This window comes from Chryseobacterium limigenitum (assembly GCF_900114875.1).
Lineage (GTDB): Bacteria > Bacteroidota > Bacteroidia > Flavobacteriales > Weeksellaceae > Chryseobacterium > Chryseobacterium limigenitum.
In genome coordinates this window covers 38,915-52,063 of sequence record NZ_FPKW01000001.1, presented here as the reverse complement: position 1 = coordinate 52,063, position 13,149 = coordinate 38,915, and the positions used below count along the sequence as shown (strand labels likewise).

At 32.8% G+C, this 13,149-nt stretch carries 17 protein-coding genes and 1 riboswitch; of the genes, 11 read left to right on the top strand and 6 right to left on the bottom strand.

Features of this window, described 5'->3' with window-relative positions; all coding sequences use genetic code 11:
* Positions 1-60: 60 nt before the first annotated feature.
* The gene (locus BT156_RS00235; protein ID WP_072406067.1) at positions 61-600 is read right to left on the bottom strand and encodes a PH domain-containing protein; all 540 of its coding nucleotides are present in this window, start codon (positions 598-600) and stop codon (positions 61-63) included.
* Positions 601-711: 111 nt separating this feature from the next.
* Between BT156_RS00235 and BT156_RS00230 the strand changes: the two genes are divergently transcribed.
* A complete protein-coding gene (locus BT156_RS00230; RefSeq protein WP_072406065.1) occupies positions 712-1,002 on the top strand; it encodes a hypothetical protein in 291 nt (96 codons plus the stop codon).
* Positions 1,003-1,063: 61 nt separating this feature from the next.
* Here the strand turns inward: BT156_RS00230 and hisS are convergent, their stop codons facing one another.
* The 3 genes from hisS to BT156_RS00215 all read right to left on the bottom strand — a co-directional run bounded on the left by hisS (position 1,064) and on the right by BT156_RS00215 (position 3,376).
* Positions 1,064-2,413: a histidine--tRNA ligase gene (gene hisS / locus BT156_RS00225; RefSeq protein ID WP_072406063.1), complete on the bottom strand. Its 1,350-nt coding sequence runs from the start codon at positions 2,411-2,413 to the stop codon at positions 1,064-1,066.
* Between the two features lie 154 nt (positions 2,414-2,567).
* Positions 2,568-3,026: an HRDC domain-containing protein gene (locus BT156_RS00220; RefSeq protein WP_072406061.1), complete on the bottom strand. Its 459-nt coding sequence runs from the start codon at positions 3,024-3,026 to the stop codon at positions 2,568-2,570.
* A 17-nt stretch (positions 3,027-3,043) separates the two neighbouring features.
* Positions 3,044-3,376 (bottom strand): single-stranded DNA-binding protein, encoded by a 333-nt coding sequence (locus BT156_RS00215; RefSeq protein WP_072406059.1) that lies wholly within the window; start codon positions 3,374-3,376, stop codon positions 3,044-3,046.
* 477 nt (positions 3,377-3,853) lie between these two features.
* Between BT156_RS00215 and BT156_RS00210 the strand changes: the two genes are divergently transcribed.
* From BT156_RS00210 to BT156_RS22550, 7 genes are read left to right on the top strand one after another with little or no spacing between them, the layout of a single operon-like run.
* A complete protein-coding gene (locus BT156_RS00210) occupies positions 3,854-4,450 on the top strand; it encodes an HPP family protein (RefSeq protein ID WP_072406057.1) in 597 nt (198 codons plus the stop codon).
* 6 nt (positions 4,451-4,456) lie between these two features.
* Positions 4,457-4,801: a hypothetical protein gene (locus BT156_RS00205; protein WP_072406055.1), complete on the top strand. Its 345-nt coding sequence runs from the start codon at positions 4,457-4,459 to the stop codon at positions 4,799-4,801.
* A 27-nt stretch (positions 4,802-4,828) separates the two neighbouring features.
* The gene (locus BT156_RS00200) at positions 4,829-5,737 is read left to right on the top strand and encodes a TIGR01777 family oxidoreductase (RefSeq protein WP_072406053.1); all 909 of its coding nucleotides are present in this window, start codon (positions 4,829-4,831) and stop codon (positions 5,735-5,737) included.
* 18 nt (positions 5,738-5,755) lie between these two features.
* Positions 5,756-6,328, top strand: coding sequence for a hypothetical protein (locus BT156_RS00195; protein ID WP_139255383.1), 573 nt, complete (start codon positions 5,756-5,758; stop codon positions 6,326-6,328).
* Positions 6,329-6,382: 54 nt separating this feature from the next.
* Positions 6,383-6,964, top strand: a complete 582-nt coding sequence (gene nudK / locus BT156_RS00190) for a GDP-mannose pyrophosphatase NudK (protein ID WP_072406050.1) — start codon at positions 6,383-6,385, stop codon at positions 6,962-6,964.
* A gap of 12 nt (positions 6,965-6,976) precedes the next feature.
* Positions 6,977-7,741 (top strand): hypothetical protein, encoded by a 765-nt coding sequence (locus tag BT156_RS00185; protein WP_072406048.1) that lies wholly within the window; start codon positions 6,977-6,979, stop codon positions 7,739-7,741.
* Between the two features lie 40 nt (positions 7,742-7,781).
* Positions 7,782-8,411, top strand: coding sequence for a DUF2306 domain-containing protein (locus BT156_RS22550; protein WP_072406046.1), 630 nt, complete (start codon positions 7,782-7,784; stop codon positions 8,409-8,411).
* Here the strand turns inward: BT156_RS22550 and BT156_RS22000 are convergent.
* Positions 8,346-8,543 (bottom strand): hypothetical protein, encoded by a 198-nt coding sequence (locus BT156_RS22000; protein ID WP_170857251.1) that lies wholly within the window; start codon positions 8,541-8,543, stop codon positions 8,346-8,348. The two genes, BT156_RS22550 and BT156_RS22000, sit on opposite strands and share 66 nt — an antisense overlap.
* A 56-nt stretch (positions 8,544-8,599) precedes the next feature.
* On the opposite strand from BT156_RS22000, the gene BT156_RS00175 reads away from it, so the two are divergent.
* Together BT156_RS00175 and BT156_RS00170 are read left to right on the top strand one after the other, a co-directional pair.
* Positions 8,600-8,983 (top strand): VOC family protein, encoded by a 384-nt coding sequence (locus tag BT156_RS00175; RefSeq protein WP_072406044.1) that lies wholly within the window; start codon positions 8,600-8,602, stop codon positions 8,981-8,983.
* Between the two features lie 81 nt (positions 8,984-9,064).
* On the top strand, positions 9,065-9,595 hold the full coding sequence (locus tag BT156_RS00170) for a Crp/Fnr family transcriptional regulator (RefSeq protein ID WP_072406043.1): 531 nt from the start codon (positions 9,065-9,067) through the stop codon (positions 9,593-9,595).
* Between the two features lie 9 nt (positions 9,596-9,604).
* On the opposite strand, the gene BT156_RS00165 is transcribed toward BT156_RS00170, so the two are convergent.
* Complete coding sequence (locus tag BT156_RS00165; protein WP_072406041.1) at positions 9,605-10,066, bottom strand: Lrp/AsnC family transcriptional regulator; 462 nt, start codon at positions 10,064-10,066, stop codon at positions 9,605-9,607.
* 154 nt (positions 10,067-10,220) lie between these two features.
* Positions 10,221-10,404, top strand: a riboswitch (cobalamin riboswitch).
* A gap of 416 nt (positions 10,405-10,820) precedes the next feature.
* Between BT156_RS00165 and metE the strand changes: the two genes are divergently transcribed.
* Positions 10,821-13,136: a 5-methyltetrahydropteroyltriglutamate--homocysteine S-methyltransferase gene (metE, locus tag BT156_RS00160; protein WP_072406039.1), complete on the top strand. Its 2,316-nt coding sequence runs from the start codon at positions 10,821-10,823 to the stop codon at positions 13,134-13,136.
* The last annotated feature ends 13 nt before the right edge of the window (positions 13,137-13,149 follow it).

Sequence of the window (13,149 nt, the reverse complement as noted above, 5' to 3'; positions counted from 1 at the left end):
ACTCCTTTAGAATAATCCAAATTACGAATTTGTGTTTAATTTTTATTCGAATGAAACAATTTATTGAAGTTTTTCAAGAAGTTTCTGCTTTTGTTCTGCAAATTCTTCTTCCGTTACAACTCCATTTTCTTTCAGTCTTCCTAACTGTTCCAATTGATCTAAAACTGTAGGTTCACTTTTAGGCTGAAACGCTTCTTTCGGTTGAGCCATAAAGTTTCTTACTTTTTCGCAAAACAGCTCTGCATAATATTTTCCTACTCCATCGATCTCAAGAATATTTTCTGAAATATGAATATCTATTGACGCCAGCATAAACTCTTTTTCATATTGAATTGAACTGACTTTATCATATGAAAAATCTTCAACCTTTAGTCCGTACATGAATTCTTTATCCACAAAAATCAACCTTCTGTCGGTAGCCACCAAAATGATGTGATGTTTGGTAGTTTTATTTCTTCCTTCAACGAGATAAACTATTTTCTCGTCTCTAGAAAGAATCTCCGGTAATTCACGGATTTCTTTTCTGGCAAAAATTGTAGGGTTGATGTCTAGCTTTTCCAGTTCGTCTTTTATTTCGTCAAGTCTTGATTTTTCGCTCATGATTTAGTTTTTGTTGAATCGTAAATATTACAAATATAATTTTTTTCTAAAATACGGAAAACCATAAGGCTATTAATTTATCCTAAATTACTTTTGGATAAAACTTTTATTATGGCAGTAATTACACAAGCAGATCTTTATTTTAAAGATTATTCATGGACAGCAATAGCTCCAGATAATCCGAAAGTGACAGGAGAACCAGATAGCACTCTATTAAATAGAAAAGAAGGCTATGAAATCATTTATTTCATTAACAAACTTTGTAGTAGTTGGAATTTCACACAAAAAGCATCAGCTACAAAAATCGAAAAAATGATTAGAAATGAAGTTCCATCAAATATTCATAGTCAATTGAATATTAAAAATTGGATTAATGACAATTGGAATAATAGCCAATATTAATCTATTACAAAAAGCATTATCGTTTTGATAATGCTTTTCTATTTTATATTCCTTCGGAGAATTACCCTAAAAACTTCTCCAAAGAAACCGTTTTCTGCTCTCCGGCTGCAAGATCTTTAAAAGTAACTGTTCCGTTTTTAAGTTCTTCTTCACCTAAAAAAACAAGATTTTTAATTCCTTTCTTTTCTGCGTAAGTAAATTGTTTTCCGATTTTTGCATTTTCGGGATATAATTCTGCTGAAATTCCTTTTTCTCTTAACTGCATGATCAATTTTAAAGCTTCCAACGTTTCTTCACCTCCGAAATTGGCAAACAAATATTCAACTTTAGAGGTAGCTTCTTCAGGGAAAAGCCCAAGTTCTTCTACAACAAGATAAATTCTGTCAAGACCGAAAGAAATTCCGATTCCGGGGATATTTTTCACTCCGAAAACCTCAGTAAGATTGTCATATCTTCCGCCACCACCGATGGAACCCATCTGAACTTCGTCAGCTTTCACCTCGAAAATTGCTCCCGTATAATAATCTAATCCTCTCGCCAGAGTAATATCAAAAACAAGATTTTGAATATCAACACCAAGACTTATAGATTTTGTCAGAACAAATTCTAATTCTTCAACTCCTTTTGTTCCAACTTCATTTCCTACAAACTTTTCTTTTAATTGAAGTAGATTTTCAAGTGCATCATCGGATTGAGTGAATAGAAAATCTAATTTATCAATCGATTCCTGAGAAATTTCTCTTTCTAATAATTCTTTAACAACACCTTCTTTTCCAATTTTATCAAGCTTGTCAAGAGCGACAGTGAAATCAATTAATTTATCTGTAATTCCTGCGTATTCAGCTAATCCAGAAAGAATTTTTCTGTTGTTTAAATGAATCGTCACAGGAACTTTTAAGTCCGCAAAGGATTTTAAGTATAATTGAACCAAATCTACTTCCTGAAAAAGACTTTCGCTTCCTACAACGTCTGCATCACATTGATAAAACTCTCTGAATCTCCCTTTTTGAGGACGATCTGCTCTCCAAACCGGTTGAATTTGATAACGTTTGTAAGGGAAAGTTAATTTCCCGTGATTCATTGCTACGAATCTTGCAAAAGGTACGGTAAGGTCGTAACGAAGGGCTTTATCAGAGATTTGAGACGTAAGTTTTTGATGACTTTTATTGTCCCAATCTTCCTGATTCACTTTAGAAGTATAATCTCCTGAGTTTAAAATCTTAAAAATCAAGCGATCTCCTTCTTCTCCGTATTTCCCTGTTAATGTTGAAAGATTTTCAAAGCTTGGCGTTTCCAATGGCTGGAATCCAAATAATTCGAAGTTCTTCTGTAAAATATTAATGATGTATTTTCTTCTTGAAACTTCTTCTGCTGTAAAATCTCTCGTCCCTTTTGCTAAACTTGGCTTCATTTTATAATTGATAAATGATGATTAATAATTGATAAGTCTTGCAAAAATAAGGAATTGAAAGGACTTTTTAAGCTCCATAAAAAAGTCGAAGAATGAATTCGTCGACTTCTCATTTTTATTTTCATCATTTGTGTTCTGTTGATCTATGAAAAATTCAGATACTTTCGAGAATTTCTAATATTTCTTCACCATAATTTTCAATTTTATGTTTTCCAAAACCTTTGATATCTAGCAACTCTTCTTTTTTAGCGGGTTTATATTTCGCAACAGACATCAGTTCTTTATTGGTTGCAATAAAGTATGTCGGAAGATTTTGTTCTTTTGCCTTTTCTGAACGCCATAACTTCAAGGCATCTAAAATCTTTTCCTCATCATAATTAAGTGTATCATCTTCCAGAGAATATTTAGCTGTTTTGGTTTCTTTTACTGTATTTGAAGATTGTTTCAGCCTTAATTCCTCAAAATATAAAACAACAGACCAATAATTTTCATCTTGTACAAAAGCAGTTTCAACTTTAATGATTTCATTAGATTCGAGAAAACTATCCAGCGTTTTCTGATCCTGATAAAGAAATTCTTCAGGTAATCTTATTTTAAAAATTTTTACTTTCATCGTTTGTATTTTTGCCGTTATTTACCTCCTAATAGTAAGATTTCATCGACTCTGATCTCTGTAATATATCGCTTTACACCGTCTTTGTCATCATAAGATCTGTACGTTAATTTTCCTTCAATAGCAATCTCTTTTCCTTTGGGAACATATTTTTGAAAGATCTCTGTAACTTTCCCGAAAAATACCAAATTATGCCATTGTGTTTCTTCCACCTTTTCACCTTTTGCATTGGTGTAATGATCATTCGTTGCTAACGATACGCTTCCCTTTGTAGCACCGCTATCAAAGTTTACAATTTCTACTTCTTTTCCTGTATAACCGATTAAGGTTACTTTGTTTCTTAGTGACATACGTATATATTTTTTTAATTAATAATCAGATAAGAGACGTTCACTGTTTTCTCAAATCTCTGTGGCAAAGGTTGTAGAAATTGAAAATCAGAATCGGTATAAAACTATTTAAATTCGTTTGTAGTCGTTTACAATCGGATAATTATGTATATTTGAACAAAGATTATGATATGAATAGGGATATCAATATTTTTGAGTTTCCTCTCAATTTGGGATTGACAAAAAAAAACACGGGATTGAACCCGGGGTCAAAAAACTTCCTGACTGGCTCAGAAAATTTGATTTTCATAAAAGAATTGAAGCCAATAATATTTTCAGATTAGAAACTCCCGAATACGCTATGCATCTGATGAAGAAATTCTAGTCAAAAACCCCGATCAGATCATTGAATATGCTAAAAAACAGTCAGAACTTATTCTTAAAAAAACAACCTTTCATAGAAAATGTAATTCAAATTATAAAAATAAAGAAGAATAAATGAAGAAGACAATAAAAAGAACATTCAGAGTATCAAAATATGTGATTTATAAAGAAACACTGGTTGATTATAAAGAACATTTCTGGTCGTTTTTAGGCGCATTTTTTGGAATTGGGCTTATTGCATTTATCCAATCTCATCAGCTTTTACAGGCCGAAAATGTATTTTTGATAGGTTCTTTCGGCGCCTCGAGTGTTTTGATTTACGGAGCCATTCAAAGCCCTTTGGCGCAGCCTAGAAATTTAATTGGAGGGCATGTACTTTCTGCCATTGTCGGCGTTACGGTTTATAAAATTGTTCCTGATATTATCTGGCTCTCAGCCCCGTTAGCGGTCGCTTTCTCTATCATAGTGATGCAATACACAAAAACCCTCCACCCACCGGGCGGTGCAACGGCTTTGATCGCTGTAAGTTCAACCGGAAAAATCCCTGAATTAGGCTATTGGTACGTGGTTTCCCCTGTTTTGTCGGGTTGTATTATATTATTGATTGTTGCACTATTTTTCAACAATCTCACGGCAAACAGAAGCTACCCTACCCACAACAGGCTGATTAAATTATTAAGAAAAAAACATACACACAGAATGAAAAAGTAAAAAATTATGGATTGTCTTGAATGTGGCGAAAAAATTATCGGCCGATCAGATAAAAAATTCTGCAACGATGCCTGCCGAAATGCCTATAACAATAAACAGAATAAAGATTCTAATAATTTTATGCGAAATGTGAATAATAAACTTCGCAAAAATTACAGGATCTTAGGAGAAATCAATGTTGATGGTAAAACCAAAGTTCCCAAATCTAAATTAGATGGCTTGGGTTTTGATTTTGATTATTTCACCAACTTTAAAGTCTATAAAAACGGTTCCGAGTACAAATTTATTTATGATTACGGCTATAAATTGTTAGAAGATGATTTTGTTTTGATTGTAAAAAATCAAGCATAATCTGTATTAAACTTAAATTTAATTATTATGAAAGAAGTTGTTTTAATCACCGGAGCCAACGGAATGGTTGCCCAAGAACTATACAAAAAGCTTGAAAAAGAATATTCCGTACGATTTTTAACCCGAAAAAAACAACGTGATAACGACTTCGAATGGGACATCAAAAATGGAACGATCGATGAATCTGCTTTTGAAAATGTAGCTCACATCATTCATTTAGCCGGCGCCAACATTTCTGAAAAACGCTGGACTGATGAGCGGAAAAAAGAATTGATTTCAAGCCGTGTAGATTCTGCAAGGTTACTTTTAGATACTTTAAAGAAGAAAAATATTAAACTTAAATCTTTCATTTCAGCTTCAGGAATTAATTATTACGGAACTATAACAACGGAAAAAATTTATACTGAAGGCGACGAACCCGGAAATGATTTTCTAAGTGAAGTTGTTGTTCTCTGGGAAAAATCTGCAGATGATTTTAAAGAACAGAATCTTGCCGAAAGAGTTGTAAAAATACGTACAGCGGTGGTACTTTCAGAAAAAGAAGGAGCTTTAAAAAAGATGTTGCCAACGATCAATTTAGGCATCGGTTCGCCTCTCGGAAGCGGAAAACAATATATGCCATGGATTCATGTGAATGATATTTGCTCTATTTATGAATTTGCTTTAAAAAATTCACATATAGAAGGCGCTTACAATGCCAACTCACCACAACATACAACAAACGAAAATTTAACTAAGAAAATCGCTGAAGTGGTGAAAAAACCACTGTTTATGCCAAATGTTCCGAGTTTTGTTTTAAAACTGATATTTGGAGAATTGGCAGACGCTTTGCTGGAAGGTTCACGAGCATCTTCACAAAAAATTCAGAATGCAGGATTTCAGTTTGAATTCCCTGATTTAAAAACAGCTTTGGAAGATCTGCTCAACAAAAAATAAATAAAAATTACAAAAATTATGAAACTGCTATTTTCATTAGGTCTTTGTTTATCATTATCAATGACGACTTTTGCTCAAAAAAAGGAAGCTTTAAGCTCAAAGGATAAGGCAATTGTTGAACATTTTAAAAATGATTACAAAAAGAAAAATTATAAAAAATTTGAAGGTAAAATAATCATAAAGGATAATTTTGTTCAGTTTGATGACAAGATAATTAATTACAATAAATCTGATAAAACTACTCAATCATTTTTACAGGAAGGGCTCATTTATCCACAGCTTCTGACGGATTATCAGATGGAAAAATTCCTTGATGAAACAACAGATAAAAGTCAGAAAAGATTTTTAAAACTTCAAAAAGATCCTCGTGCTTCTTTTGATGTGAACAATATGAGAATTAATTCTTCTGATGAGCTTGTTTCATTAAGTACAGATCCAAAAATCAAAAGATTTAAGCTTTTATGCAACGACAGCAAAATTCAGGGAACGCCTATTTATATCATTGAATTGACCAATAAAGAGGCAACAAAAGACACTACTCCGGAAGAATTTATCAAGAACTCGAAACTAACTTATCTTCAACAGTTATAGTTCAACATTAACTCTTGATACAAGTTTAAAATTTTAACACTGAACACACTCATAATGCAAAATAGCAAAGTAAAGATCTTAAAAACAGAAATTTTATCAAACAACTGGTATACTTTAAATAAAATCACCTACGAAAAAATAAACAGCAACGGTTCCGCGCAAACCCAAAGCAGAGAAGCTTATGACAGAGGAAATGGCGCAACAATTCTCTTGTATAATCAAGATCTGAAAACCGTTATTTTAACGAGACAATTCCGCTTACCGACTTATATCAACGGAAATTCAGACGGAATGCTTATTGAAACCTGCGCCGGATTATTGGACAACGACAATCCCGAAGAATGCATCAAAAGAGAAACCGAAGAAGAAACCGGCTACAAGATCTCAAAAGTTGAAAAGGTTTTTGAATCTTACATGTCACCTGGTTCTGTAACTGAAATTCTTCATTTCTTCATCGCTGAATATTCCAAGGAAATGAAAACCACTGATGGTGGCGGATTGGAAGAAGAAGGAGAAGATATTGAGGTTTTAGAACTTGCCTTTGATGATGCGCTTGCCATGATTGATTCTGGTGAAATGAAGGATGCGAAGACGATTATGTTGTTGCAGCATGTGAGGGTGAAAAATATTATGTAGAATTGAAAATGTATGTTCAACCCAACCCGAAGAAACCGAAATATAGGAACCGAAAACCAAGGCTTTGGACAAAATAATAAGCTTAAAATTCCTACACCCTATGGAACATTACTCTCTTTTTATGAAAGGATTGAAAAGTATCAAAAGGAAATCAGAGTTATTAATAATCATGAATTTTTATTTGTAGTAGAAGAAACTCGCGAAAATTCAATGCACTCATGTTCTGTTAATGATTTGGTTAAAATTATTCAGCACATTCCATCTGAAGATTATGGAGATTTAAAATTCATCATTCTAAGACAGTCTAAAAGAAAAGAAGAAATTATTTCTTCGGTGTGGGGAAGATTGGTTTATAGTTATGAATTTGAAAATGAATACTTTCCTGCCATTATTTTAGATACAATTGATTTAAATAAAAAAATCATCTGGCCAAGAAAACAAAGCATTGAAGATCAAAAAGAGTTTGAAAGGCTCAAACAGGACGGACATATTTTCAATGAAAATAAAAGAGAATTCTTTGCTGATTTAAAATCCGAACCGTCAAGGAATACACAGCTTTACAGAACATTATTACACGAATTTGGACATTATGTTCATTACCTAGAAGTGGTTGATAGACCAGGAAATGAAAATGAAGAATATGATTTAAAGGAGGCCAGAAATGATTTTTATTTCAGTCTTCCAAAAGTTGAAAAAGAAAAATTTGCTCATAAATATGCGGATACCCTGAAAGCTAAACTTATTCAAGAAAAAATAATTCCTTTTGAATATTTATAAATTCATATCAGCTATTGCACTTTTCATATTTAGTATTGTTATGCTAAATACCATTTCTCAATACACAACTTTTGAAAAAAATATTGGCTTCTTACAGTTTAAACAGGATGTTGTACATAACAAATATTGGCTGTTATTCTTTTACATTCATATTTTTTCAATAATATTTTGCCTTTTGGCTGGTTTAACACAGTTTTCAAATCATTTTTTAACTGAAAATCATAAACTTCATAAAATAATTGGTAAAATATATGTATACAATATTCTAATCATTAATTTCCCTGCCTGTTTTGTACTTGCATTATTTTCAAATGGAGGAATTATAGGAATTACAGGATTTTTATTGCAAAATTTTCTTTGGGTGTATTTCACTACTCTTGCCGTAATTTATATTAAAAAAGGAAATATCGACAAGCATAGAATTTTTATGATTTTAAGTTATTCAATAACAACAACAGCAATAACTTTTAGAATTATAAAAAATCTGGTTTATCAGGAGAATATTTTTTCTTATCATCTATTTTATGGAATGAATGTTTGGATTTCGTTATTTATCAATTTATCAATAGCTTATATTATAATCGTCAAAAACAAATCAATAACCTTATCTTCCAATAGTAACAGTATTAATAAGAATAAAAAGAGTAATCGCCATCAGAATTACCAATGAGATAAGAAAAACAGAAGCATCTAAAACTGCTGAATACTTTGTGTTTTTTGTATAGATCCTAAGATATTTCATTGCCAAATAAGCAAGACCAACATTAATTACTAAAATAAATAAAAGAAATAATAAAATCATCAGTTTTAATTTATTTCAAAACTATTAATTTTTAAATTATAAATGATCAAAAAATCATGCAAATCCAAAATATCGACCACATCGTATTAACCGTAGCTGATATTGAAAAAACAATCGAATTCTACACTCATATTCTAGGATTTCAGGTTATGACTTTCGGAGACAACAGAAAGGCGCTGACTTTTGGAAATCAAAAGATCAATCTTCATCAAAAAGGCAATGAATTTGAACCTAAAGCCGAGTATCCTACCACAGGTTCTGCAGATCTTTGTTTTATTTCGGTAACTGATATTCATGATGTTTTAGAAGAATTAAAACAGAAAAACATTAAAATTATAGAAGGAATCGTAGAAAGAACAGGAGCTGTGGGAAAAATAAACTCTATATATTTTCGTGATCCTGATCAAAATTTAATTGAAATCAGCAATTATTTATATTAAATCAGTTTAAAATATAGGCAGTTATTAAAAGATCATCAAAAAATGACTAATTTCGTATGCATAACTAACTAATAAACACGTATGCAACTTGATGAAAAAATTCTATCTACTATACTCAGCGATTTTGAACAGGAAAAATTTGGCTCAAAAGAACTCCTGATTGAAGAAGGAAAAATTGCCCGAAAATTTTACTACATAGAAAAAGGAGTTACAAGAGGCTGGCTCAATAATGACGGAAAAGAAATTACTTTTCAGTTTATGTTTGAAGGCGCTTTTATTTCGTCCTGGGAAAGCCTTTTTTACAGTTCGCCAAGTCTTTATAACATAGAAACCATAGAGCCCGTAACGGTTTACAGCGCTTCTCTTGAAGAATTCAGGCAAAAAATGGAAAACAATCCTTTCATCAAAGACTTCTATTATAACAACCTCCAGCAAAGGCTTTTAAAATATCAGAAACTATTTATTTCAAGAATAAAAGATACACCAGAAGAACGATATAACCAATTATTTGAGCAGTCGCCAGAGATCATCCGAAGGATACCGCAGCATTACATCGCGTCTTATTTGGGGATTACTTCTGTTTCTTTGAGCAGGATTAGAAGCAGAAGATGATTATAATTCCTAAATATTCACTCCATAAATATTCTTCACTTCCGCCATCACAAAAGTGCTGTGCGTACTTCCGATAGAATCTACAGAACCTAATTTATTGAAAACAAAATCCTGATAATGTTTCATATCTCTTACCTGAACTTTTAGGAGAAAATCAAAATCGCCTGAAATATTATAACATTCAGCTACTTCATCGATCTGTAGAATATCTTTAACAAATTCATTTCCCACAGAACGGTCATGAATTTTCAGTTTGACCTGACAAAAAACGGTAAACCCACGATTCAGTTTTTCGGCTTCCAAAACAGCTGCATAATGTTTAATATAACCGTCCTGTTCGAGCCTTTTCACTCGTTCAAAAACAGGTGATGGTGAAAGATTAACTTCTTTAGCCAACTCTTTTACAGTCAATTTTGCGTTTTTTTGAAGGATTCTTAACAGTTGAAGATCCTTTTCATCTAGTCTTTCCACAGAATAATATTCTTTTTTTGATTACTTTTTTCAAATTTACAGAATAAATACCCTTTAAATATTATTTAAACAGAATATAATACTTAATATTTAACATCAAGCCAATTAATTCACTTAAATCAATACCTTTACTCCAGATTTTGTTCTTTAACATACTTCATCAAACGGAAAAGGTTTTACTTAACGTAGATTAATAGGGAATCGTGTGAAAATCACGAGCTGTCGCGCAACTGTAAGTAACACAAAAAGGTTTTTGTCACAGTAAATCCACTGTGAAAACGGGAAGGATGACAAAAATTGTTACAAGTCAGGAGACCTGCCTGTTCCGAATTGACAATGCTTTCGCGGTTTGAAGCTTTTGGGTCATACAGATGATACTTTTGAACGTATTTGGTTTAAAATTTTAACTTAAATTGATTTTAATTTGATTTGATTTTAAACGCAAAGATTTTTTTTGATATAGCTTCTTATTTTTAGGGAGCAAAGATTTGCGACTTTGTTGCTGATGAAGCTTATGTTTTATACGCCAGCTTCTTAAAATCAATTTATTGATTCTTCTTTGCCCGCTTAAATAATATAAAAAATTGAATTAAAACTTTGCGTCAAAAAAACTCTTAAATCAATTCTCTTATTTAAAAGAAAATTACGTTTTCACTGTATCTACTTTATTTCTAAAAATCCTCTCTTCGACTGCATTCTGAAGCATTCAAAAAGAACTTTACAATTACTATTTAATTAAAAAGTTTAAAAGAAAATGCAAACACACATCCTTGGCTATCCGCGTATTGGTAGCAACAGAGAACTTAAAAAAGCTTGTGAAAACTATTGGTCCGGAAAAATAGTTTTAGACGAATTGTTGGAAGTTGGCAAAACCATTTCCCAAAACAACTGGAAATTACAGCAGGAAGCGGGAATCGACCTTATTCCTTGTAACGATTTTTCGTATTACGATCAGGTTTTGGATATGACGTTAACAGTTGGAGCAATTCCCGAACGTTATCAGGAAATTGCTTTCAAAAAGTCTGAACTCGATCTTTATTTTGCGATGGCCAGAGGTTTTCAGAAAGACGGTTTAGACATCACCGCGATGGAAATGACCAAATGGTTTGATACCAATTATCATTACATCGTCCCTGAATTTCAGAAAAATCAGGAATTCAAGTTATTTTCAAATAAAATCATCCAGGAATTCATCAGCGCAAAGCAGGCAGGAATCAATGCAAAACCTGTGATCATCGGCTTGCTGACGTATTTATTGTTGGGAAAAGAAAAAGAAGAAGGTTTTCATAAATTAGATCTAGCGCAAAACTTAGTTCAAGTTTATATTCAGATCTTAAAAGAACTGGAAAATCATGGTGCAGAATATATTCAGTTTGATGAGCCGTTTTTAGCATTAGATTTAAATGAAAAAGCTAAAAAAACCTATCAATTTATTTATACTGAAATCAGAAAACAATTCCCAAATCTCAAATTCATTGTTGCCACCTATTTTGATGGATTAAAAGATAATCTCTCAATGGCAACCTCCCTCCCAATCGATGTTTTGCATATTGATTTGGTACGTTCTCCCGAACAATTGGATGAAGTTTTACATACGATTCCAAATACTTTAAGTCTTTCTTTGGGAATCGTAGACGGAAGAAATATCTGGAAAAATGATTTTAGCCAATCACTACATTTCATTAAAAAAGCTGTTGAGAAAATTGGTTCTGAAAGAGTTTTCATTGCACCGTCCTGTTCATTGCTCCACTCTCCTTTTGACCTTGATTCAGAGAAAAACGAAGAGATTTTATCACCTGAAATCAAGCAATGGTTGGCTTTTGCGAAACAGAAAGTTTATGAAATTGTTAATTTAAAAAAATTAGCTTCAGAAAATCCAGATTACAATGCTTTACAAGCTTTAGCTGAAAATAAAAATGCGATTGAAAACCGCAAAACTTCAACCTTAATTCATAATCAGGATGTGAAAAACCGTGTTGATGTAACGACTGAAGAAGATGCAAAGAGAAATTCACCATTTAATATAAGAAAAGAAACTCAGCAGGAAGTTTTGAATCTTCCTCTGTTTCCAACAACGACAATTGGTTCGTTTCCGCAGACAAAAGAAGTAAGAACCTGGAGAGCAAAATTCAAAAAAGGGGAATTAAATGCCGAACAATACGACAATTTACTAAAACAGGAAACCGAAAGAACCATCCGTTGGCAGGAAGAAATAGGGATCGATGTATTGGTTCACGGAGAATTTGAGCGAAACGATATGGTTGAATATTTCGGGGAACAGTTAGCAGGATTTGCTTTTACTCAAAACGGTTGGGTTCAAAGTTACGGAAGCCGTTGTGTGAAACCACCAGTGATTTTTGGAGATGTTCACAGGCCGAATCCAATGACGGTTTATTGGTCGGAATATGCGCAATCTTTGACTCAAAAATGGGTAAAAGGAATGTTGACGGGACCTGTGACGATTCTTCAATGGTCTTTTGTGCGTGATGATCAACCTCGTTCGACGACTTGCAAACAAATTGCTTTGGCAATTCGTGATGAAGTGAATGATTTGGAAAAAGCGGGAATCAGAATTATCCAGATTGATGAACCGGCAATTCGTGAAGGTCTTCCGTTGAGAAAATCTGACTGGCAGAATTATCTGAAATGGGCGGTTGAAGCCTTTAGAATTTCGGCAAGCGGTGTGGAAGATGCGACACAAATTCATACCCATATGTGCTATTCTGAATTCAATGATATCATCCAAAATATAGCAGATATGGACGCCGATGTGATTACGATTGAATGCTCCAGAAGTCAGATGGAATTGTTGAATGCTTTTGCAGATTTCAAATATCCAAATGAGATTGGACCGGGAGTTTACGATATTCACTCACCAAGAGTTCCGTCGAAAGAGGAAATGGTAGAACTGCTGAAAAAAGTACAAGCCGTGATTCCTGCACAACAACTTTGGGTTAATCCTGACTGTGGTTTGAAAACCCGTCATTGGGATGAGACGGAAAAAGCGCTGATTGCGATGGTAGAGGCTTCGAGGGAAATGAGTAAGGAATTTGCTTTGGAGACGCTTTAAATTATTTATATAT